Raw genomic sequence first — 20,683 nt, 5'->3', positions numbered from 1 at the left:
AACAATTGGGTATTACGCCTGGTTGCCAGCTTAAGAGTTGAAGTTAACCAGCGTATTCAGCCGACGCGTCCCGAAGATGGCTATGGACTGCTTGTTTGCAAAGAACTTGGGCTAAGACGGCCAGTTACGTTAATACACTTTTTTCTGTAAAAACCTTTTATACCGTATAAGGATGTACAGCCTCAAAGCCATGTACTTTGGCTTTGCTACTAAACGTCGGTGCAGTCCACGGTGCTTGCTCTAATCCCATCATAAAACTGGCTAACCAATTGGCTTGGTTGCGTATCGGTAAAATATAAGCATACAACTTACCGCTCGGTAACTCTGCTACATCGCCCAGCGCATAAATAGCATCGTCATTAGTTTGCAAAAACCAATTAACCTTAATACCGCGTGTGACATTAAGACCCGCTTTTTGAGCCAATTCCGTGCGGGGTTTAAAACCACAAGCGACAATTACGCCATCAAATTCAGTACTGCGATCTGTTTGTACGCTAACTTTTTCATTACATTTAGCAAAAGACCTAACGTTTTGATTTAGCAATACGGTAACTCCCGAATTTTGCAAGACATTCATCAATAAACCAGAGTCTTCACTAGCCAGTTGGCGTTCCATCAAGCGATCCATAGCATGGAACACGGTGACTTTATCGCCGGAAACGGCAAGATCGGAAGCCACTTCACAGCCAATTAAGCCACCACCAATAACGGCCCAATGTGGTTTATGATTTTGGTTCAGCATTTTTTGCCGAAATGCCCGCATCGCTTTTAAATCACTTAAGCTGTTCAAGCAAAAAAACAGGCCTGCAAAGGCCTTAAAAGGCGGTGGGATAAACGCTTCCGAACCTTGAGCCAATATGAGTTTATCGTAGCTTAGCGATTTTTCTTGAGAAACACTGTTGAGTGTTAATAACTTAGCGTGTCGATCAATCGCTAGGACTTCAGCGCCACTGATGACATTAATGCCATTATCGCGGATTTTATCGAAGTTTTTTAAAATAATGCTGCTCTCAATATCCGTTTTGGTAAAACCACGGGAGAGCAGTGGCCGTGAGTAATAACCATCATGCTCATACGTTACTAAAGTGATCTCGGTTGCCCCGCAAAGATCTTGTGCGTCGGCAGATAACGCCCGACATTTTTCGGCGAAACTAACACCGGCAATGCCTGAGCCAATAATAACAATGTGCATACTGCTCTCCTGTAAAAATTAAACAGACGCCATTAGTCGACTAAGAGTTGATAGTCAGTTTTTTCCACGCCACATTCGGGGCAGCGCCAATCATCGGGAATATCCGCCCATAGTGTACCCGGCGCGATATCAGAATCTGGATCGCCTTCTGCTTCATCATAAATATGCCCACAAACGTCACATTGATATTTAGCCATTTATCACCTCACTTTTTTTAATTATTAAATTAGTCCTAGCCTGTAGGACATCGCTGACTTTATCAGTTTTATAGCAATTAGCGATAGTGTTTTATACGTCGGTGTTTAGAATCGTAAATAGCGTTTTTATTAACAAAGAGGCAATGCGGCGAAAATAAAAACTTATTACCCCAAAAAGCCAGGTAATAATTTACTGATGGGCTGGCATATTCAGTGAACAATCGCTTGCTTGTTATAAAAAACACCTTACAATGGAAAGCTAATCAACTAAGGCTAGCCATAGATAAACCCTTTAAAGCCATTGCAAGTTGGGTTTAAATATTCCTTCTTAGCGACTCGAGACGTGCTTTTTGCACTCGCTATGGCTCATCTATTACTATTACAGAGACTGATAATGTTAGACGTTCTGATTTTGTGTACGGGAAATTCTTGCAGAAGTATTTTAGCTGAGGCACTGATAAATCATTTAGGTAGCAACCGTTTACATGCTTATTCAGCGGGCAGTCACCCCACCGGAACAGTTAATCCCAACGCATTAGCCACTTTGCAACGCAATGGTATTCCAATAGATGGGCTTAGCAGCAAATCATGGGATGAGTTTGACGGCAAAGGGATTGATATTGTCATTACCGTTTGTGATCGCGCCGCTGCTGAAAGTTGCCCGGCTTATCTGGATGGCACTATTAGAGCTTATTGGGGTTTACCTGATCCTGCGCACGTTAGCGGTAGCGAAGACGACATCACTAAAGCTTTTCAAGCCACTTACGATGCGCTGCATGTAAGAATTTCTAAAATGCTGGAACTACCTTTAGAAGATATGACTCAGGTGGAAATTGTTGAGGCGCTGAGCAAAATTGGTAGCCAATCAGAATAATAGCAATGCACTGGCTAGTTTTTAAAGTGGCCTAGCGAGGCAGGCCATTGTGTTATCGGCAGGCAAAAAAAATGCGACTTTATTAAGTCGCATTAAAAGAAGGATATAAACTCTAGTTCCTGCTAAGGAATTTGCATCTCAAGAGTTAACTATAGTGTAACCATAAAATAAAAAAATGGAATGTGGCATATTGTCGCAGAGCCGGTTTTCTGTTAATTCAGCGCATAATTAGTCATTAATAGTTACATGTTGTGGGTAAATAATGCTTAATTTTGCAAAATCTGCCAAGGAAATCTCCTCGGCCCTTAAACTTGCATCAATATTTAGCGCAATAATGGCAGCTTCCGGAATCATCTTTTTTAAGGAATTACGCAAGGTTTTTCGCCGCTGCGAGAAAGCCTGGGTAACCACTTTATTCAATATCGCCACATCATCAACATGAATAGGCGGGACTTGGTGCGGAATTAACCGGATAATGGCTGACGTCACTTGCGGCGCAGGGTCAAAGCTTTCCGGCGGCACATCAAATAAGCTTTCAGCCGTGCAGTAATACTGCATCATCACGCTTAATCGGCCGTATTTTTTACTGCCTGGCCCTGCACAAATGCGATCAACCACTTCTTTTTGCAGCATAAAGTGCATGTCTTCTATACAGCTGGCATTATTTAACAAATGAAACATTAACGGCGTGGAAATGTTATACGGAAGATTGCCAACAATACGTAGTTTTTCATTTGGTGCAGCCAGCGCAGAAAAATCAAAACGTAAGGCATCTGCGCTGTGTATATGCAGCTTAGGGTGATCTTTATATTTTTCCCTCAGTAATGTTACCAAGTCCCGATCCAGTTCTACAATATCAAGCTGTTTAACCTGCTGTAGCAAAGGTGTGGTTAATACACCTTGGCCGGGGCCTATTTCAACCCAATGTTCGGATGCCTTGGCTTCTAAACTAGCGATAATATTGTAGATAATGGCGTGGTCATGGAGAAAATTTTGACCAAAGCGTTTACGCGGGGTATGTTTCATATTTTTATCAAGTAGGGGATGCCATCATTAAGGCGGTGTGTAAGGCATATTGTAAGCTTCCAAGATTCGCTTTACCGGTACCTGCCAGTGTTAATGCCGTACCGTGATCCACCGAGGTGCGAATAATCGGTAACCCTAAGGTAATGTTTACCGCTTGGCCAAAACCCATGTGCTTAAGCACCGGCAAACCCTGGTCATGATACATGGCTAATACCGCATCGGCAGCTTGCAAATAATGCGGGGTAAATAAGGTATCGGCAGGTAAGGGGCCTTGTAGGTCCATGCCTTGTCCTCGAAAATCATTTAATACCGGTTCAATAATATCCATTTCTTCCCGTCCTAAATGGCCGCCTTCACCGGCATGAGGATTAAGTCCGCATACCAGTATTGCGGGATTGGCGATATTAAACCGAGTTTGCAAATCGTGGTGTAGTACATCAATTACCGTGCGTAAACGTAAATCTGTAATCGCTTGTGGAACCTGTGCCAAGGGCAAATGAATGGTGACCAAAGCCACTCGCAAACCGGGTGTTTCCAGCATCATCACCGGATTGCCACCGGCAATATCCGCAATAAATTCAGTATGGCCACTGAACACAAAGCCGGCATCATTAATAACCGCTTTATGAACCGGTGCAGTGACCATGGCATCAAAGGTATTGTCAAGACAGCCCTGAGTGGCTTTGGTAATGGTTTGTAACACGTAATGGCTATTGGCGGGATTTAACTGGCCACAGTGTACAGGCGCTGCCAAAGTAACCGGCATAACGGTTAAATGCCCCGCTGTTTGGCATTTTCGCGCTGACTGATTGTTAAAGGTGTTGATTTGCACAGCTAAGCCCAGCTGCTGCGCACGTTGCGCCAATAATTCCGGACTGCCGATAACAATCAGTTCACAAGGCAACGCCTGCTGAGCTAACTGAATACACAAATCGGGGCCGATACCGGCCGGTTCGCCAGGGGTTAAAGCAATGCGTTTGATAGAGGAATTGCTTGCAGGCATAGTTTGAAACTAAAAATATTAATTTTACCTTATATTTAATGAAGTTGATTAAAATTAAAATGCACTCAACGCGCCCCAATAAATTCTTAAGGTAGGACGATGCTAGGTATAAGCTTGTTCAGGCACTGTCGTGAGTGAGATTCACGTCATCTTTTATAGTCATTGGCTTCTTATCTCGGTAATTAATTAATCTTCATCCACAGCTAATTCAGCCAAGCCCAAGTTGATTCGATATAATGGCTCAGAAAATGGAATGACGTCTACTATACAACCATTGGAAAGTAACCTGTTGACGATACATTATTTTAAAAATAGGGGGAGCGATGCCGGATAGCCATCAAAAACATAAAATCGTGATTGTAGGAGGTGGCGCAGCGGGATTGGAGCTTGCTACCAGCCTGGGTAAAAAATTAGGTAAAAAAGGTTTGGCCGATATTACGTTGCTGGATGCAACCGCAACGCATATCTGGAAGCCCTTGCTGCATGAGGTTGCTGCCGGTACGTTAGATGAATCCGAGCAGGTTGATTATTTGGCGCAAGGTTATCGTAATCATTTTGGTTTTCGATTAGGCAAAATGGAAGGCTTGAATCGGCGCAACAAAGAAATTTACGTCGGTGCTACCTTAAATAGCGAAGGTGAGCAGATTATCCCCAAACGGACAATCCGTTACGATACGTTGGTATTAGCGGTTGGCAGTGTCAGTAATAGTTTTAATGTCACCGGTGTTGCAGAGCATTGTTTGTTTTTAGATACCACTACACAGGCTTTTAAGTTTCAGAAGCAAATGTTGGAAACTTACATCAAAAATTATATCGGCAATGAAGGCATACTGGTTAAGCCGCTGTCTATTGCCATCATCGGTGCTGGGGCAACGGGCGTTGAATTGTCCGCGCAATTGCATGAAGTCACCAGCGTGTTGGCAACCTACGGCTTAAAAGAACCCAATGACGTTAAGCTATGTATTATTGAGGCCGCGCCGCAACTGTTACCGGCATTACCTGCCAAGCTAGCTTTAGCCACCCAAAAACAACTGGAGGCATTAGGTATTGAGCTTAAATTGGGTCGGCGGGTGGTTGAAGTTACCCCAAAAGGCATCGTGGCGCAAGATGGCGATTACATTGCCGCTGATCTTAAAGTATGGGCAGCTGGCATTAAAGCCGCAGATTGGTTGAAGAATTTGGATGGATTGGAAACCAATCAAATCAATCAATTAGTGGTCGACCGGACTTTAAAAACCAGTGATGATGCTGTTTTTGCGATGGGCGATTGTGCAGCCTGTGCTTGGCAAGGTCATAAGGGCAATGTGCCGCCGCGTGCCCAAGCCGCGCATCAGCAGGCAGCCACTTTAAGCAGATCGCTGATTAACCGTTTAAATAATGCGCCTTTGGTCGAGTTTGTTTACCATGATTACGGTTCTTTAGTGTCGCTGGGGCAGTACACTACCGTAGGCAATTTAATGGGTAATCTGATGGGTACCGTGAGCATTGGCGGTTTTATTGCCCGTGTGGTGTATTTGTCATTGTATAAAATGCACCAGGTAGCCATTCACGGCTATTTTAGAACTATTATGCTGACGCTTTCCAATCTGTTTAGACGCAGTGCTTTTGCCAAAATAAAAATGCACTAACCTTTCAACCTTAATAATTAAAATAAAAACCATGTTTCAAGTTGAATATGAATTTAGAGAAGAAGATTTAGTCCATTTTAACCAAATGCGTTTTATGCAGACGGACGAATATCAAAGTAATATCAAGAAAAATCGTTGGATTGTGCCAGGGGTTATGACGTTAATTGCCTGTTTTTACTATTACTATTACGGTGACATGAAATCAGCGGGTTACATTATGGTGGTTGCTGTGTTGTGGAGCCTGTTTTCTCCCCGCATTATATTGCTGGATGTACACCGTAAAATACTAAGCCATTACACGCATAAAGAAAAAAAGCAGATGTTTGGCATGTATACGCTCACCATTGATCCGCAAAATCCACACTATTTACTGGAAAAATCGCCCAGCGGCAATAATAAAATGGCATGGGCGGATATGGTCAGATTGGAATACGGTAGGCGTTATGTGTATATCTATCTTGATTTAACCACCGCTTTGGTTATTCCTGTGGCTACCGTTAAATCAGGTGATTTGGAAGAGTTTTCCAAGCAAGTGGAAAAAATGATTGACCGCTATGCGTAACCGGTTATTTTAATAGCTAATTCTTTCATTAAATAGTTTTGTAACCACAGTGATGCAGCTTATGAAATTTATTAGTCTTGTTTTCGGTTTTGGTTTATTTTTATCAGGGCAGTGCTTTGCGCTAGAAAAAGCCACGCTGCGCATTGGCGCTCAAACCACGGGGACGCTAGGCTGGGAATTATCGGTAATGCAAGCCGACCCGTCATTTAAAACCACTGAGTTTCAATTGGATGTCACTCCTATTGCTAATGCCGAAGCAGGTAAAATCGCTTTGCAGTCGGGTGCGGTGGATATGATCGTTTCTGACTGGATTTGGGTGTCTAAAATGCGTGCCAGTGGTGCTGATTTTAGTTTTTATCCTTATTCAACCACTTCTGGTGGTTTAGTTGTCCCTGAAAAAAGTGCTATTCATTCTGTTAAGGATCTTGCTGGCAAACGCTTGGGGATAGCAGGCGGCGAGCTGGATAAAAACTGGTTATTTTTGCAAGCGCTGGCAGCCAAAGAAAACGTTAATCTGGATAAATCGGTAGAAAAAGTCTTTGGTGCGCCACCGTTAATTAACGAACAGCTTAAGCAAAATCGTGTTGATGCGGTGCTGACTTATTGGCAGTTTGCGGTAGGACTGGAAGCCGAAGGTTACCGTCAGATTATGGATGGTAAAGATCTGTTGAAAGGTTTAGGAGTTGAAGAGCAAGTGCCGCTGCTGGGCTATGTCTTTAAAGACAGTTGGGCGAATAGCCATAAACAAGCCGTTAATGGTTTTTTTAAAGCCAGCAAGCAAGCCAGAGATGGCTTATGTAGCTCAGATGCTGTGTGGCAAACCGTGCTTCCTTTGTTGAAGACTGACAACGTGGCCACGCAAAGCAAGCTGCGCCAGCGCTATTGTGTAGGCAATGTTACCCAATGGGGCGATAAAGAACAGCAAGCGGCAGAGCGTATTTACAGTTTGCTGCGCGCCACAAGTAAAGGACAGTTAACAGGTGATACAGAAACATTGTCTGCTGGTACGTTTTGGTTCCCTGATTAGATTTATCGTGCATGTTCAATAAGTTATTACCCATCTTGTCAGGGCTGATTTTTTTAGCAGTTTGGCAAGGATTATCCAGCTATTTACAGTCAAATACGCTACCGACACCCGCTACCGTTGCCGTTGTTTTCTGGAAAGAGTGCCGTTCTGGGCAATTGCCGTTTCATCTGGGCGTAACTTTGCTCCGGTTAGTCGTAAGCTTTGCCATTGCCATGAGCTTAGGTTGCGCCATTGGCATAATGCTGGGACGCCATAAAAAGCTGGATAGTTTTTTTGATAATTGGCTGGTTATTTTTTTAAATATACCAGCACTGGTCACCATTATTTTATGTTATGTCTGGTTCGGTCTGGTAGAGTCGGCGGCGATTTTAGCGGTGGTGGTTAATAAATTGCCCAACGTTATTGTCACGATAAGAGAAGGCACACGCACACTGGATCAAGATTTGCTGGACATGGCGCGCTGCTACCGTTTCAGTCGCCGCAAGACCTTGATTCATGTCATCTGGCCACAACTGCATCCATTTGTGATGGGCGCGACGCGTTCTGGGCTGGCGTTAATTTGGAAAATCATTTTAGTGGTTGAATTACTGGGGCGCAGTAATGGCATGGGCTACCAGTTGCATCTGTTTTTCCAGATGTTTGATGTCGCCAGTATTTTGGCCTATACCGTGGCTTTCGTGTCCGTTATTCAGCTAATAGAACTCACCATACTCAAGCCGCTGGATAGAAAATCGCAACAGTGGCGGCGCTGATGGTCGATATTCACGTCACTATTAACAATAAAACCTTTGCGACAGTCAAAGAGCCGACGATTGCCGATTTTAAGTTGTCGCTGAACTCAGGTGAATTTGTATGTTTGGTCGGTGCTTCTGGGTGTGGTAAAACCACCTTGCTCAATATTATTGCCGATTTAGATCACGATTACGACGGTGCTATTTGGGTCGGGCAGCAACACAAATCGCCCAGGATTGGCTATATTTTTCAGAATCCACGATTGTTACCTTGGCGCACCGTCAGGGAAAATATTGAGTTGGTATTAGAAGATAAGCAATCTGCTAGTACGATTGAGGCGTTGCTGGAAACCATGCAAATGGCACAACACCAGCATGTTTACGCGGATCGTTTGTCATTGGGTATGAGCCGTAGGGTATCGATTATCCGGGCCTTTGCGGTTAATCCGGATATTTTATTGATGGATGAACCTTTTGTATCGTTAGACCCGCCTACCGCACGGCAGGTAAGGGAATTGCTGCTACAACTGTGGCAAAAACGCCCGCATACTGTGTTGTTTGTTACCCATGATTTGCGCGAAGCCATTACCCTTGCCGATAAGCTTATTTTCCTGTCCGCGACACCCATGCAGATCATCAGTGAAATTAATGTACCTATTCCGCGAAATGAACGCCATAACGAACAGGCGGTAGAAACCTTCCGGCAACAGTTGCTAAACGATCATCCAAAAATTAGGCAGCTTTTGTGATGGCATGTTTTTCAGTAAAAACGGTTGCGGAAAGCCTTAAAATATTCGATACTCTCAATAAGCTTGCCTTGTTATCAAACTTTGGAGATTAATTGAGTATGAAAAAAGCATTTATCTTGGGATTAGCCATCATTTCCGTGAGTCCCTATGCAGCCTTTGCGGGTGATGACAAGTACCCTGCGTCTAATTTTGAACCTAGCGTGGTTTATATGGATGAACAACTTGCCGCACAATCTAATTCTGCTAAAACAGAAGTAGATGCTAAGTATCCGGCTGCTAGTTTTGAACCTACAGTCATCTACATAGATGAAAACGCGGCTCAATCATCAGCTACGGTGGCTGCGCAGGTAGAAGTCGATCCCAAATACCCAGCTTACAATTTCCAACCGAAGATTATTTACCCTTAAACCGCTATTTTTGCCTGATCTAACCCATCAGGCATTGACTTGTTTTAATATGTGCACGTTAGTGTGTGCCTATAAAATCGCCAAATTATTGTGATGTCACTACTATAAACATGGAACAACGCACCGCCGAGATTGAGCGCAACACGCTCGAAACTCAAATCACTGTCAGCATCAATCTTGATGGCACTGGCAAGTCATCGTTTGCCACCGGTGTGCCGTTTCTGGATCACATGATGGATCAAATCGCCAGGCACGGATTGATCGATATTGATGTCCGTGCTAATGGCGATTTGGAAATTGATGCCCACCACACCGTGGAAGATATCGGTATTACCTTGGGACAAGCGTTTGCCAAGGCAGTCGGTGATAAAAAAGGCCTGCAACGTTATGGTCATGCTTATGTGCCGCTGGATGAAGCCTTGTCGCGCGTGGTAGTTGATTTTTCCGGTCGCCCAGGTCTGTTTTACGAGGTTAAATTTACCCGTGGCATGATAGGCCGCTTTGATGTCGATTTGTTCCGCGAATTTTTTCAAGGCTTCGTTAACCATGCCGGTGTCACCTTGCACATTGATAACTTGAAAGGCACAAACGCCCATCATATTGCCGAAACTATTTTTAAAGCCCTGGGGCGTGCATTGCGCATGGCGATTACTCCTGATCCCAGAATAGCCGGTATCGTACCGTCTACCAAAGGTAGTCTTTAAGCCTAAATACCCTTTGGTCGCTTGTTCACTTTTTCTCAGTTTATTCATCACTATGTCTTCAGTTGCTGTTATCGATTACGGAATGGGTAATCTCCATTCCATCGCCAAGGCGCTTCAAGTTGTTGCTCCCGAAACTCAGGTACACGTTGTCTCCGATGCGGCCAGCATATTGGCGGCAGATCGGGTGGTTTTTCCGGGTGTAGGGGCAATACGCGATTGTATGCAGGCACTTGAGCGAACCGGTTTATCCGAAGTGATTAAAATTGTCGCCCAAACCAAGCCGTTTTTAGGCATTTGTTTGGGTATGCAGGCATTGCTGTCGGATCATGAGGAGAATGACGGCACGGCTGCGCTGGACATTCTGCCAGGCCATGTCGTGCATTTTGCTGAAAAATTAACAGACGATGCGGGCAATTCCCTAAAAATTCCGCACATGGGCTGGAATCAGGTGCATTATAAAGCGCATCCGCTTTGGGAAAATATTCCGCAGGACAGCCGGTTTTATTTTGTCCACAGTTACTATGCCAAGCCTGATGACGTGTCTATAGTCGCGGCAAGTACGCAATATCCCGATGATTTTGCCTGTGCCTTGGCGCAAGATAATGTCTTTGCCGTACAGTTTCACCCCGAAAAAAGTCAGGCCGTTGGCCTGCAATTATTAAAGAACTTTTTGCACTGGAATGGTCAAGCCTGATTATTCGTCGCCTAGGACACCCTGTTTATGATACTGATACCCGCAATTGATTTAAAAGACGGCAAGTGCGTAAGATTACGCCAAGGCCGCATGGAAGATGACACGATTTTTTCCGACGATCCGGTTGCGGTCGCCGGTAAATGGGTGGCGCAGGGTGCGAAAAGAATTCATTTAGTTGATCTGGATGGCGCTTTTGCTGGCAAGCCCAGAAATGCTGACATTATTAATGCCATTGTGGCGGCTTTCCCTGATGTGCCGGTGCAGATTGGCGGCGGTATTCGCGATGAAGACACGATTCAGGCGTATTTGGAAGCCGGTGTGGAATACGTGATTATTGGCACGAAAGCCGTCAATGAACCGCATTTTGTCCGCGATATGGCGAGGGAATACCCTCGCCGCATCATTGTCGGCCTGGACGCGAAAGATGGCAAAGTGGCGATTGACGGTTGGTCCAAGCTGTCCAAGCATGATGTCATCGACATGGCGAAACATTTTGAGGCCGATGGTGTCGAAGCCATTATTTACACGGATATTTCCAGAGATGGCATGATGCAAGGGGTTAATGTGGAAGCCACGGCGCGGTTGGCAAGAGCCATTACTATTCCTGTCATTGCCTCCGGTGGCATCACTAATATTGATGATATTATTGCCTTGGGTGCAGTGGCTGAGGATGGCATTATGGGCGCTATTACTGGCCGCGCTATTTATGAAGGTACGCTGGATTTTGCGGAAGCAGCGAAATTGGCAGAATCTTATCTAAAATGAGTTTAGCCAAACGTATTATTCCCTGTTTAGATGTTGATAATGGCCGCGTCGTTAAAGGCGTTAAGTTTGTTGATATCCGTGATGCCGGCGATCCGGTTGAAATTGCTCGGCGGTACGACCGTGAAGGTGCAGATGAGCTGACCTTCCTCGACATTACCGCCACCCACGACAACCGCAATACGATGGTACATGTGGTGGAGCAAGTCGCCAGCCAGGTGTTTATACCGTTAACGGTCGGCGGGGGCATCAGAACGCTGGACGACATACGCCGTATGCTCAATGCCGGTGCCGATAAAGTCGGCATTAATAGCGCCGCTGTATTTAACCCGGAATTTGTTCGCGAAGCTGCACAGCGATTTGGTTCGCAATGTATTGTAGTCGCTATTGACGCTAAAAAGACCAGCGTTAAAGGTGAGCCTGATCGTTGGGAAACTTTTACCCACGGTGGCCGCAAAGGTACCGGTATCAATGCTATTGACTGGGCAATAAAAATGGTGGATTACGGCGCGGGAGAAATCCTTCTTACCAGTATGGATAGGGACGGTACACGTGAAGGTTTTGATTTGCCATTAACACGGGCGATTAGTACAGCAGTTACAGTTCCTGTAATTGCCTCCGGTGGGGTTGGTAATTTAAATCATTTAGCAGATGGTGTTATTGAAGGCAAAGCCGATGCAGTGCTGGCGGCAAGTATTTTCCATTTTGGCGAATATACTATTGAGCAGGCTAAACAGCAGATGCGTTCTCGTGGGATTGAGGTGCGTTTGTGAGTAATCCAGACTGGTTGAATGAAATACGCTGGACAGCAGATGGCTTAATCCCTGTCATCGCACAACAGGCCGAAACCGGCAAAATACTGATGTTCGCCTGGATGAACTCTGAATCATTACAGTTAACGGTGCAGGAAGGCTATGCGGTGTATTGGTCCAGGTCACGCAATAAACTGTGGCGCAAAGGTGAAGAGTCAGGCCATCGGCAAAAAGTTGTCGCGTTATTTATGGATTGCGATGAAGATGTATTGCTGCTTAAAATTGAACAAGAAGGCGGTATTGCCTGTCATACAGGTCGAGAAAGTTGTTTTTATCGGCAGTTAATAGATGAGCAATGGCACGCGGTTGAACCCGTATTAAAAAATCCTGACGCTATTTACAAAAAACATGAGTGATACATTAGAGCAGCTTGACCAAATTCTGGAACAGCGCAAAAGCGAATCTCCCGACAAATCTTACGTGTCTAGCCTGTATAATAAGGGGCTGGATCATATTCTTAAAAAAATTGGCGAGGAAGCCACCGAAACCGTCATTGCCGCCAAAGATGGCGATCCGCAAAAAATTATTTATGAAACCGCCGATTTGTGGTTTCATTGCATGGTCATGTTGGCGCAGCAAGGCTTAAGTTCGCAAGACGTATTGCTGGAGTTGCAGCGTCGGTTTGGATTGTCTGGCCTAGAAGAGAAATCTCAGCGCAATTAAGTGAATAGTCGTACAAGCCGTACTATACTAATCAGTTGAGTTTAAAAATACTCTTTTACTTCATGATAGTCATGGATAGCGTAGATTTTAGTCGATTGACGGGAGCATAAAATGGGCATAAGCGTTACTAAGTTATTAATCATACTGGCGATTATTATTATCGTATTTGGCACCAAACGCCTTAAAAATATAGGCGCCGATTTGGGTGGAGCCATCAAAACCTTTCGCAAAGCGGTTAAAGATGGTGATGAGCCGACAGCTGATGCCAGTGAAGATGTGATTGACGGAGAAGTCAATTCCAAAGACAAAGACAAAATATAAACCATGATTGAGAATATAGGTTCTTCGGAGTTATTAATGGTGGGTTTGGTTGCCTTACTGGTAATCGGGCCTGAGCGTTTGCCGAAAGTTGCCCGCCTCTTGGGGTTTTGGATAGCGAAAACTCGTAATATTGTCGCTTCAGTAAAAGAAGAGATTAAAGAAGAGTTTCACGCTGAGGAAATCCGTCAGATGTTAAAAGAAAAAACCGGCAGTCTGGAAGATTTACAAGGTGTGCTTGAAGAAATGAACACCAATACCGATAATCTTAAAACGACACTTGAAAAGCATGCGCAACAGATAGAACAATCGATTAAATCTCCGCATGAAAAATAATTTTGAAGAGGCAACGGAACAGCCTTTTATCAGTCATCTGATTGAGCTGCGCGACAGGCTTTTACGCATTGTTTTAAGTGTTCTGGTGGTGTTTTTAGGATTATCTTCTTACGCCAATGATATCTACACCTACCTAGCGGGCCCGTTGTTAAGGCACATGCCCAAAAATAGCACAATGATTGCTATTGAAGTGGCATCGCCGTTTTTTATACCGTTTAAATTGGCACTGGTTCTAGCCATTTTTATTTGTGTCCCGTTTATTTTGTATCAGTTTTGGGCATTCGTTGCCCCTGGATTGTACAAACGCGAACGCCGGATGATTTTCCCGTTATTAATCGCCAGTACCCTACTATTTTATTTGGGTGTGGCGTTTGCCTATTTTGTGGTCTTTCCGTTGATTTTTGGTTTTTTAACGGCTGCCGCACCAGTGGGTGTTGCAGTGATGACCGACATTGGCAAATATCTGGATTTTGTCTTAACACTGTTTTTTGCCTTTGGTGTGTGTTTTGAGGTTCCCATATTTACTATTGTACTGATTTGGACAGGTATTGTGAGTAGGGCATCTCTCGCTGAAAAACGGCCTTATGTGATTGTTGGCGCATTCGTGGTTGGCATGCTGTTGACACCACCAGATGCCATTTCTCAAACCTTATTGGCTATACCCATGTGGATGTTATTTGAAATTGGTTTATTATGTTCACGGCTGTTTACGCCAGGCAACAAGCCCGAAGATATTGATAATGCTTTAGAATATTTTGAAGAGCACGATGATTAATCTTTATGCGTTTATATCAGTGCAATAGGACGTTCTACTTTGAAGGTAATGCAATGAAAAGCTCTGTTTTGTGTTTAAGTCTGGCCACACTGTTGTGCTCGCTACCTGTATTTTCTGCCGACCTTGAACGACCAGAAGTAGAGCGGCGGCTCGCTAAAGCGGATGCGACACACAAAGCCGATTTAAAAAGAAAAGACCTCACAGAAATGGATTTGTCTGGCCTGGATTTTAGAAATGCCAATTTGTGGGGTTCGGATTTACGTCGCGCTAATTTAAGTAAATGCGATCTTTCCGGATTGAATCTTGATTTAACGGTCATGACCAATATCAATCTCGCCGATTCAAATTTGTCCAAAGTCAGTGTATTTGGTGTGCATATGAACAGCGCCAATCTGACTAATGCAAACTTGTCTGAAAGCCGCTTTATTGCCAACTTAGATCGTTCCAATCTCAGTCATGCCAATTTAGAAAAAGTGAACTGGGGCGTGGATATGAAAAATCAGTCGATGGGCGTGATGCGGGTCAGTTTAAATGGCGTTAATTTATCGGGCGCTAATATTAAGAATGCCAATTTGGATCGCGCCTTAATGCGCCGTGCAGACCTTACCGGCGCACAGCTGCAAAATGCCAATTTGTTTGGGGTCGACCTGTCTGGTGCGGATTTAACCAATGCCGATTTATCTGGCGCTGATTTAACAGCCACTATACTGGTGGATACCAAATTTACCGGTGCAGATTTAAATGGCACTCACTTTAGCAGTATGTCTGATAAAACAATGCTTAAGAATATTGCGACAGGAAAGGATTTTGATAAGGCCATTTTTAAATAAGCTACCCTTTTGATAGTCGGTTAATTATTGCCTTCGCACCACTTTACAACTGCCAAACCGCTTAGTTTTCAAAATGTTCGCGTTCCAGGCGTTTTTTCATGCGTTTTTCAATAACCCGAAAATGCGCTTCATCTTCTTCGCACAGCAAAGAAATAGCTAATCCGCTTTGTCCTGCCCGACCTGTTCGCCCAATGCGGTGTATATAATCATTGGGTGAACGCGGTAAATCAAAGTTAATGACGGCTTCAAGTTGTTCAATATCAATGCCTCGTGCGGCTAAATCGGTCGCAATTAACACACGGCATTCGCCTTGTTTAAATTTTTTCAGAGCTAAATTACGCGCCGCCTGAGTCTTGTCGCCGTGTAAAGCCATGGCGTAAATGTCCGCTTTACCCAGTTTTAAAACCAGACGGTTACAGGTGTTCTTCGCATTGGCAAACACTAATACTTGCTGCAAATTGCCCTCGTTAATCAAATGAGCCAAAAGTGCGTTTTTACGTTCCTGCGTAACAGTAATTACGCGCTGTTCAATGAGCATTTCTTCCGGCGCTAGGCAGTCAATTTGCACGGGGCTTATTAATAGCTTTGCAATCAACTGATCCAACTCATCAGGAAAAGTGGCAGAAAAAAGCAGATTTTGGCGTCTTTTAGGTAATAGCTTTAAGATTTCATTCAGTTCTTCGCTAAAACCCAGTTGCAATAACCGGTCAGCCTCGTCCAATACTAAACATTGGAGATCAGTAAATTTGATGGCATTTTGCTGTGCTAAATCCAGTAAACGTCCTGGTGTTGCCACCAGAATATCTGCGCCGCCGCGTAATGCCAGCATTTGCGGGTTGATGCTGATACCGCCATGCACACTCTGAATTTTAACCTTGGGCATAATTGCACTGGCATAACCGGTAAGCGCTTCAGCAATTTGTATGGCCAATTCTCTGGTAGGAGCCAAAATAAGCGTCCCTATTTGATTACCTGTTGTGGCAAGTTTAGGCTGCTCACGATTGTGCAATATTTTTTGCAGCAGCGGTAAACCAAATGCGGCGGTTTTGCCTGAACCGGTTTGTGCTTTTGCCCTTAAGTCGTGGCCCGATAAAATGATGGGAATGGCTTGTGACTGAATCGGGGTTGGGCTGCTATAGCCTTGTTGCTGGATAGCTTTTAATAATGCAGGTGATAAATCTAAGCTTGCAAAATCTATAGGGGTTACGTGTGGCTGCATGATGTTAACGATGGATGAGTGAGTAAGTGAGCATAAAAGAGAGTGCTAATAATTTAGCATTGATTTAAAAGTCACTATACTCGATGGCGCAAGCTTAGGCGGCGCTAATTTAAAGAAAACACCTGTGGGCGGTGTTTTGGATAATAGATAGTTACAAAATTAGCACCTAATAACTTGAAGCAGTAATTTTTGTCCTCTGTTTGTAGTATAAGCAATTTCGTCTAGCCGTTTTTTCGGTTTAGGCCAGTTACTCTACCAAAGCTGAAAAGCTGCTGGAAGCTAAACCTTCGCTTGTTTTCCAAATTTCAAATCCCGCTTCAAGGCCAATTAAATACCAGCTGGCTTGAACAATGTTTCTTGTGGTGGTGGCGTCTGTGATAAATGCTTTTATATTAAGGTTGGCCACCGAAACCACGTTGGCAGTTCTTACATAAGTAACTATAGCAATGCCGTTATTCAAGCCTTTCCATATATTCCACGTACTCCCTGAAATCGTTTGATTGCTGGCGATTTTTAGACCTATAGGGGCTACGCCACCTTTAGAAGCAAGCCAAATCATTAGTTGTGCACCATCTGCTTGAGCAGACGCGGTAGCTGTTTTGTTAAACCAGATATTGTAAGAGACATCATAAGCGCTTTTAGCAGTAGCAGTAGTAGCAGGTTGGACAGTTTTCCAGCTACTGGTCACATTCAATAACGCACTCACTTGTTTAGGCATGCCACTTTTTGTGGTGCAATAGCCCCAGTGACAACCTTTGCCAATATAAACAAAGTTAACAGGTAAGCCGATAGTAGGGAAATTAGCTGTTGATGTTATGACGTTAAAGTTGCCATTTGCATCATCAACTTTAATACATTGCGAGTTGTTGAGGCTATATACAACATCATTGTAAACTTTATAAGTATTACTGGTAGGGGTAATGTTGACTATATCAAATTGATTGCACTTTGCCACTACGGTTGCATGCACGCTTTGAGCTAGAAGCAAGGTACTTAAGAGCAAGGCACTCAATACAGGCTGTAAGTATTTTTCTTTACATGACTGTCTGTTTTTCACTTTATTTTCTCCAGAAAAGATTATAAATGTGATATTTTTAGGTCTCGCAATCAATTCTAGTTCAATCCTAGAGGTTTGTGCTACTAAATAATTATAAAAGCGTCATATTTTTTAAAATATCGTAAAATTAAAAGTATAGTTGTAATTTAATTTTAGCATTAACGTAGGTGGTATGTGGCTTGTAAGGATAAGATTTTATTAGCCACCATCGCCAATATTTTCCCACATATAGTAATAGCCTGTTTTATCCATGTCCCATTTTCGTAGTTTTTGAGTAGCTAAGCGTTGTTTTACGCGTAAGTCATCAAGCTCTTGAGCAATACTTTTTGCTGTTGTTATCGCAGCCTTCTGTTTTTCAAGCAGAAAATTTATCTTGACGTCCCATTCTTTAAGTTGAATGGTCACTGTTTGAATTTCTTCATCATTAGGTTTCATAATATGTTTCTCCAAGATTAGGTGGCTGATCTGTTTAAAACTACTACAAATAAAAGCAAGGTGTCGTCAGGCTGAAATTTTAAAGTCATTACGAAACTGTCAACCCAGCTTGTAATTTACTCCTGTTATTTACCTTTATACAATGACATTTTGCATTCATTTCATGCCAAACTAATTTAAAAGCAGATGCACCTGATAGTTGTTGGCTGAAGGATGAAAATTTATTAATGTGCAGGGAATAGCTGATTTATTCATACGTGTTAAAAATGTAGCGAAGAGCTTGTTTTTCTTGAGTTAGCGATGTCGTTTTACAATTTGGTTGGTTTTTGTGTAAAACGCATTAGATTCTTCCTGACCTTGAAATAAATAAAGTCCCGTTACATAAAAAACGATAAGAATGGCTATGCCAATAAAAAGGTCTTTATATTTCATGTCTAATCCAATTGTTAATAACACATTAGAAAGAAATTAAGCAGATAAAGTTCCAAGATGCGGAAGATGTTTGAAAGGTAGGGTTATCCACATAAGACGGGACACGCAATAAGGCACACTGTTCGGCCTTGTCGAATGGCTCACCATGGGTACGAACAGCACACCCTCACCTGTCCCGCCTTAAGTGGGAAGCCTGAAATAGAGACGCAAAATTTTGCGTCCCTACAACTTTTATTAGTGCAATTTTGTCAATAATGCCGGATCAATATGGCAACCGCCAACATCGGAATGATCAAGCACATCTTGTTCAAAGTCACGATAGGTGGGTGACTGAAAGGCAATACGGTTAATTTTACCCGCAGAAAACTCAAATTCCATTGCGCCACCTTTAGCACGAAGGCTTGTGGGTTGCGTGGTAAATAATAAAATACCGATATTGCCGGTTTGTTTATCGCGTTGTTCAGGAATAATACGTGCGCAGCTTAGTTCGTTAATGGCCAACCCAGAAAAGACTTGTACTAACTGGCGGGCGCTGATAATTAAGCCTGTGCCAGGGATAGTCATGGGTGCTGGCGCTGATAGAGTTGGAGTAGCTTGTCCTCCAGACGCTGGCATAACCGCAGATGCGGGTTGCAGTAATTTCTCCAGGCCAAAGTCTCCTAAATGATTTTGCAGTAACACCGTGCCATCACCATTTTGTGACGTGTGTAATAACGGAAAAATCTGGCTTTCCATTTCGGTTTTATTAGGGTTTTTAAGCACTGCAACCAATTGTCGTTCTATGGATTTAAGCGGCATAAAAAACTGTTCTTTTTTCTGGCTGGAATCGCCCATCTGTGCCCAATCCGTTTCTGTGTTGACGGGCAATCCCATGGCCTTCATAACGCTATAATCATCCACCGCCAGACAGTTATCGAAATTCTTACTGCGATAATCCTGTAATGTTTTTGCATTGATGTTATTACCCTGAACTTTTTGGGCAGTGATGTTGTAGTTTTTCCAGTCGTTGTTATTGGCCAGAAAGTAATAGATATAGGCATTGCGGTCAAATTTGTTAAAGCCCAAATCTTTCATCACCAGCTTCAATTTACGGCAATTGCTTTGCACGTCTTGGTAATTATTCCAGTCCGGTTTTAAATTGGGTTTTTCAGGGTGTTTGGATTGTTCAATAAGTTGCTGCAAATTAATCTCGCCAGCCGCTGATTTTACCGGTAAATAACTGATCTCATTTAAGGATAAATCACGTGCATCCGGTATGCCATCGGGTTTGGTTTTAAGCAGTAAAGATGGCGTAAGCTCTGGATAAATCTTTAATTCACCTAAAGGCTTGGTATCCGAACTCAGGATATTAATGCCGCCTTCGGCAACGGCATAGACTTTAAAAACGGTCTCTTTGAGTGTGCCGGTTTTGTCGGAGTAACTCACAATAGCAGGCAGCGAATGCGATTCTGTGCTGCTGTTTGCAGTAGTCGATTTTACCGGCGCGGCTTTGGCTTGCTGGGTGTTGTTAAACCATTGCCCTGCAAACTGTCCCAATACGGCAACACCCATCCCCACACCGGTAAACGCCAGTAAATTGCTGGCAGTGGACACATTTCCGACAATACCGGCTACATCCACATCGCTATTGGCACTGGAATAAACGCTATAGTCCACCGAAGTTTCCTTGCCTGTGTCCAAACGCATCCAGGGTGTTAAATTAAGTTTTTTGGCATCAAATTTAAAATTACATTTGCCGGTAGCAGCTTGATAGGAAAATCCCGTAGCTTGGTTAGTAAATTTAAGCGGACTATTTCGGATGTTGAATATCAGCGCCGACGACAAATCACTTTTTTTGTAAGACGGCGTTATGGTATCGCAGCCGCTTTTTAAGATATTGTCGCCTTTAAAATCAAATTCAGAAATCAAGCGGACGTAATAATCATCACCATCAATAGCCGTAAATCCCGGTAACGCCTGAAAATGATGGGCTTTAGTGGTTTGCGGCGCATTGGGATCAGTGCTTTCGCCTGTTGGATAATCAACAGCAAGTTGCCGTGTTTGGGCGCAGCCCGCTAACACTATGCCGATTAATAAATTAAATGTTAAAGAATGATTGTAACGAAGCGTCATGTTTTAAACCTTGTTCCGTAAATATTACGGTGAAGCGTACGAAAAGCTAAAGATAGCGGTATCTAACTACCTGGCAAAGATTGATGGCGTTGTATTTTTATCAGCTAAGTAGTTAGCAGAACTCTAATGCTAGCAAAA

General features: G+C 43.5%; 25 protein-coding genes. 17 read left to right on the top strand and 8 right to left on the bottom strand.

What is annotated here, in order from left to right:
* Positions 1-157: 157 nt before the first annotated feature.
* Positions 158-1,192 (bottom strand): NAD(P)/FAD-dependent oxidoreductase, encoded by a 1,035-nt coding sequence (locus tag ACHZC4_RS12125; RefSeq protein ID WP_394754120.1) that lies wholly within the window; start codon positions 1,190-1,192, stop codon positions 158-160.
* A gap of 32 nt (positions 1,193-1,224) precedes the next feature.
* On the bottom strand, positions 1,225-1,389 hold the full coding sequence (locus ACHZC4_RS12120) for a rubredoxin (RefSeq protein ID WP_394754119.1): 165 nt from the start codon (positions 1,387-1,389) through the stop codon (positions 1,225-1,227).
* 394 nt (positions 1,390-1,783) lie between these two features.
* On the opposite strand from ACHZC4_RS12120, the gene ACHZC4_RS12115 reads away from it, so the two are divergent.
* Complete coding sequence (locus ACHZC4_RS12115) at positions 1,784-2,263, top strand: arsenate reductase ArsC (protein ID WP_394754118.1); 480 nt, start codon at positions 1,784-1,786, stop codon at positions 2,261-2,263.
* 228 nt (positions 2,264-2,491) lie between these two features.
* Here the strand turns inward: ACHZC4_RS12115 and rsmA are convergent, their stop codons facing one another.
* Together rsmA and pdxA are read right to left on the bottom strand one after the other, a co-directional pair.
* Positions 2,492-3,289, bottom strand: a complete 798-nt coding sequence (rsmA, locus tag ACHZC4_RS12110; protein ID WP_394754117.1) for a 16S rRNA (adenine(1518)-N(6)/adenine(1519)-N(6))-dimethyltransferase RsmA — start codon at positions 3,287-3,289, stop codon at positions 2,492-2,494.
* A gap of 7 nt (positions 3,290-3,296) precedes the next feature.
* On the bottom strand, positions 3,297-4,292 hold the full coding sequence (gene pdxA, locus ACHZC4_RS12105) for a 4-hydroxythreonine-4-phosphate dehydrogenase PdxA (protein ID WP_394754116.1): 996 nt from the start codon (positions 4,290-4,292) through the stop codon (positions 3,297-3,299).
* 323 nt (positions 4,293-4,615) lie between these two features.
* On the opposite strand from pdxA, the gene ACHZC4_RS12100 reads away from it, so the two are divergent.
* The 16 genes from ACHZC4_RS12100 to ACHZC4_RS12025 all read left to right on the top strand — a co-directional run bounded on the left by ACHZC4_RS12100 (position 4,616) and on the right by ACHZC4_RS12025 (position 15,290).
* Complete coding sequence (locus ACHZC4_RS12100) at positions 4,616-5,920, top strand: NAD(P)/FAD-dependent oxidoreductase (RefSeq protein ID WP_394754115.1); 1,305 nt, start codon at positions 4,616-4,618, stop codon at positions 5,918-5,920.
* Positions 5,921-5,951: 31 nt separating this feature from the next.
* Positions 5,952-6,482, top strand: coding sequence for a YcxB family protein (locus ACHZC4_RS12095; RefSeq protein ID WP_394754114.1), 531 nt, complete (start codon positions 5,952-5,954; stop codon positions 6,480-6,482).
* Positions 6,483-6,543: 61 nt separating this feature from the next.
* Entirely contained in the window at positions 6,544-7,509 is a 966-nt protein-coding gene (locus ACHZC4_RS12090) for an ABC transporter substrate-binding protein (RefSeq protein WP_394754113.1), read from the top strand.
* An 11-nt stretch (positions 7,510-7,520) separates the two neighbouring features.
* Positions 7,521-8,261 (top strand): ABC transporter permease, encoded by a 741-nt coding sequence (locus ACHZC4_RS12085; RefSeq protein ID WP_394754112.1) that lies wholly within the window; start codon positions 7,521-7,523, stop codon positions 8,259-8,261.
* Entirely contained in the window at positions 8,261-8,989 is a 729-nt protein-coding gene (locus ACHZC4_RS12080) for an ABC transporter ATP-binding protein (RefSeq protein WP_394754111.1), read from the top strand. Before ACHZC4_RS12085 ends, ACHZC4_RS12080 begins: the two co-directional genes overlap by 1 nt.
* A 98-nt stretch (positions 8,990-9,087) precedes the next feature.
* Positions 9,088-9,396: a hypothetical protein gene (locus tag ACHZC4_RS12075; protein ID WP_394754110.1), complete on the top strand. Its 309-nt coding sequence runs from the start codon at positions 9,088-9,090 to the stop codon at positions 9,394-9,396.
* A 110-nt stretch (positions 9,397-9,506) separates the two neighbouring features.
* Positions 9,507-10,100: an imidazoleglycerol-phosphate dehydratase HisB gene (gene hisB, locus ACHZC4_RS12070; protein ID WP_394754109.1), complete on the top strand. Its 594-nt coding sequence runs from the start codon at positions 9,507-9,509 to the stop codon at positions 10,098-10,100.
* Between the two features lie 52 nt (positions 10,101-10,152).
* On the top strand, positions 10,153-10,794 hold the full coding sequence (gene hisH, locus ACHZC4_RS12065) for an imidazole glycerol phosphate synthase subunit HisH (RefSeq protein WP_394754108.1): 642 nt from the start codon (positions 10,153-10,155) through the stop codon (positions 10,792-10,794).
* A gap of 27 nt (positions 10,795-10,821) precedes the next feature.
* Entirely contained in the window at positions 10,822-11,559 is a 738-nt protein-coding gene (hisA, locus tag ACHZC4_RS12060; RefSeq protein ID WP_394754107.1) for a 1-(5-phosphoribosyl)-5-[(5-phosphoribosylamino)methylideneamino]imidazole-4-carboxamide isomerase, read from the top strand.
* Positions 11,556-12,329, top strand: a complete 774-nt coding sequence (hisF, locus tag ACHZC4_RS12055; RefSeq protein WP_394754106.1) for an imidazole glycerol phosphate synthase subunit HisF — start codon at positions 11,556-11,558, stop codon at positions 12,327-12,329. The genes hisA and hisF overlap by 4 nt, the downstream gene beginning before the upstream one ends.
* The gene (hisI, locus tag ACHZC4_RS12050) at positions 12,326-12,724 is read left to right on the top strand and encodes a phosphoribosyl-AMP cyclohydrolase (RefSeq protein WP_394754105.1); all 399 of its coding nucleotides are present in this window, start codon (positions 12,326-12,328) and stop codon (positions 12,722-12,724) included. Before hisF ends, hisI begins: the two co-directional genes overlap by 4 nt.
* Positions 12,717-13,031, top strand: a complete 315-nt coding sequence (locus ACHZC4_RS12045; protein ID WP_394754104.1) for a phosphoribosyl-ATP diphosphatase — start codon at positions 12,717-12,719, stop codon at positions 13,029-13,031. Before hisI ends, ACHZC4_RS12045 begins: the two co-directional genes overlap by 8 nt.
* 111 nt (positions 13,032-13,142) lie before the next feature.
* A complete protein-coding gene (gene tatA, locus ACHZC4_RS12040; RefSeq protein ID WP_394754103.1) occupies positions 13,143-13,352 on the top strand; it encodes a twin-arginine translocase TatA/TatE family subunit in 210 nt (69 codons plus the stop codon).
* Between the two features lie 3 nt (positions 13,353-13,355).
* Complete coding sequence (tatB, locus tag ACHZC4_RS12035; RefSeq protein WP_394754102.1) at positions 13,356-13,685, top strand: Sec-independent protein translocase protein TatB; 330 nt, start codon at positions 13,356-13,358, stop codon at positions 13,683-13,685.
* Positions 13,675-14,460, top strand: coding sequence for a twin-arginine translocase subunit TatC (tatC, locus tag ACHZC4_RS12030; RefSeq protein WP_394754101.1), 786 nt, complete (start codon positions 13,675-13,677; stop codon positions 14,458-14,460). Before tatB ends, tatC begins: the two co-directional genes overlap by 11 nt.
* 53 nt (positions 14,461-14,513) lie before the next feature.
* On the top strand, positions 14,514-15,290 hold the full coding sequence (locus tag ACHZC4_RS12025) for a pentapeptide repeat-containing protein (protein WP_394754100.1): 777 nt from the start codon (positions 14,514-14,516) through the stop codon (positions 15,288-15,290).
* Between the two features lie 61 nt (positions 15,291-15,351).
* Here the strand turns inward: ACHZC4_RS12025 and ACHZC4_RS12020 are convergent, their stop codons facing one another.
* The 4 genes from ACHZC4_RS12020 to ACHZC4_RS12005 form a co-directional block, all read right to left on the bottom strand.
* Positions 15,352-16,509 (bottom strand): DEAD/DEAH box helicase, encoded by a 1,158-nt coding sequence (locus tag ACHZC4_RS12020; RefSeq protein WP_394754099.1) that lies wholly within the window; start codon positions 16,507-16,509, stop codon positions 15,352-15,354.
* Positions 16,510-16,756: 247 nt separating this feature from the next.
* Positions 16,757-17,566: a hypothetical protein gene (locus ACHZC4_RS12015; RefSeq protein WP_394754098.1), complete on the bottom strand. Its 810-nt coding sequence runs from the start codon at positions 17,564-17,566 to the stop codon at positions 16,757-16,759.
* A 198-nt stretch (positions 17,567-17,764) separates the two neighbouring features.
* Complete coding sequence (locus ACHZC4_RS12010) at positions 17,765-18,001, bottom strand: hypothetical protein (RefSeq protein ID WP_394754097.1); 237 nt, start codon at positions 17,999-18,001, stop codon at positions 17,765-17,767.
* 666 nt (positions 18,002-18,667) lie between these two features.
* Positions 18,668-20,545: a hypothetical protein gene (locus ACHZC4_RS12005; protein ID WP_394754096.1), complete on the bottom strand. Its 1,878-nt coding sequence runs from the start codon at positions 20,543-20,545 to the stop codon at positions 18,668-18,670.
* Between the last annotated feature and the right edge of the window lie 138 nt (positions 20,546-20,683).

This window comes from Crenothrix sp. (assembly GCF_043729335.1).
Lineage (GTDB): Bacteria > Pseudomonadota > Gammaproteobacteria > Methylococcales > Methylomonadaceae > Crenothrix.
This window is presented reverse-complemented; position numbering and strand designations above follow the sequence as displayed.

What these genes read in the sequence shown, in the direction of transcription:
- ACHZC4_RS12125 (WP_394754120.1), bottom strand. Translation starts at nt 1,192, where the DNA reads ATGCACATTGTTATTATTGGCTCAGGCATTGCCGGTGTTAGTTTCGCC.
- ACHZC4_RS12120 (WP_394754119.1), bottom strand. Translation starts at nt 1,389, where the DNA reads ATGGCTAAATATCAATGTGACGTTTGTGGGCATATTTATGATGAAGCA.
- ACHZC4_RS12115 (WP_394754118.1), top strand. Translation starts at nt 1,784, where the DNA reads ATGTTAGACGTTCTGATTTTGTGTACGGGAAATTCTTGCAGAAGTATT.
- rsmA (WP_394754117.1), bottom strand. Translation starts at nt 3,289, where the DNA reads ATGAAACATACCCCGCGTAAACGCTTTGGTCAAAATTTTCTCCATGAC.
- pdxA (WP_394754116.1), bottom strand. Translation starts at nt 4,292, where the DNA reads ATGCCTGCAAGCAATTCCTCTATCAAACGCATTGCTTTAACCCCTGGC.
- ACHZC4_RS12100 (WP_394754115.1), top strand. Translation starts at nt 4,616, where the DNA reads ATGCCGGATAGCCATCAAAAACATAAAATCGTGATTGTAGGAGGTGGC.
- ACHZC4_RS12095 (WP_394754114.1), top strand. Translation starts at nt 5,952, where the DNA reads ATGTTTCAAGTTGAATATGAATTTAGAGAAGAAGATTTAGTCCATTTT.
- ACHZC4_RS12090 (WP_394754113.1), top strand. Translation starts at nt 6,544, where the DNA reads ATGAAATTTATTAGTCTTGTTTTCGGTTTTGGTTTATTTTTATCAGGG.
- ACHZC4_RS12085 (WP_394754112.1), top strand. Translation starts at nt 7,521, where the DNA reads ATGTTCAATAAGTTATTACCCATCTTGTCAGGGCTGATTTTTTTAGCA.
- ACHZC4_RS12080 (WP_394754111.1), top strand. Translation starts at nt 8,261, where the DNA reads ATGGTCGATATTCACGTCACTATTAACAATAAAACCTTTGCGACAGTC.
- ACHZC4_RS12075 (WP_394754110.1), top strand. Translation starts at nt 9,088, where the DNA reads ATGAAAAAAGCATTTATCTTGGGATTAGCCATCATTTCCGTGAGTCCC.
- hisB (WP_394754109.1), top strand. Translation starts at nt 9,507, where the DNA reads ATGGAACAACGCACCGCCGAGATTGAGCGCAACACGCTCGAAACTCAA.
- hisH (WP_394754108.1), top strand. Translation starts at nt 10,153, where the DNA reads ATGTCTTCAGTTGCTGTTATCGATTACGGAATGGGTAATCTCCATTCC.
- hisA (WP_394754107.1), top strand. Translation starts at nt 10,822, where the DNA reads ATGATACTGATACCCGCAATTGATTTAAAAGACGGCAAGTGCGTAAGA.
- hisF (WP_394754106.1), top strand. Translation starts at nt 11,556, where the DNA reads ATGAGTTTAGCCAAACGTATTATTCCCTGTTTAGATGTTGATAATGGC.
- ACHZC4_RS12045 (WP_394754104.1), top strand. Translation starts at nt 12,717, where the DNA reads ATGAGTGATACATTAGAGCAGCTTGACCAAATTCTGGAACAGCGCAAA.
- tatA (WP_394754103.1), top strand. Translation starts at nt 13,143, where the DNA reads ATGGGCATAAGCGTTACTAAGTTATTAATCATACTGGCGATTATTATT.
- tatB (WP_394754102.1), top strand. Translation starts at nt 13,356, where the DNA reads ATGATTGAGAATATAGGTTCTTCGGAGTTATTAATGGTGGGTTTGGTT.
- tatC (WP_394754101.1), top strand. Translation starts at nt 13,675, where the DNA reads ATGAAAAATAATTTTGAAGAGGCAACGGAACAGCCTTTTATCAGTCAT.
- ACHZC4_RS12025 (WP_394754100.1), top strand. Translation starts at nt 14,514, where the DNA reads ATGAAAAGCTCTGTTTTGTGTTTAAGTCTGGCCACACTGTTGTGCTCG.
- ACHZC4_RS12020 (WP_394754099.1), bottom strand. Translation starts at nt 16,509, where the DNA reads ATGCAGCCACACGTAACCCCTATAGATTTTGCAAGCTTAGATTTATCA.
- ACHZC4_RS12010 (WP_394754097.1), bottom strand. Translation starts at nt 18,001, where the DNA reads ATGAAACCTAATGATGAAGAAATTCAAACAGTGACCATTCAACTTAAA.
- ACHZC4_RS12005 (WP_394754096.1), bottom strand. Translation starts at nt 20,545, where the DNA reads ATGACGCTTCGTTACAATCATTCTTTAACATTTAATTTATTAATCGGC.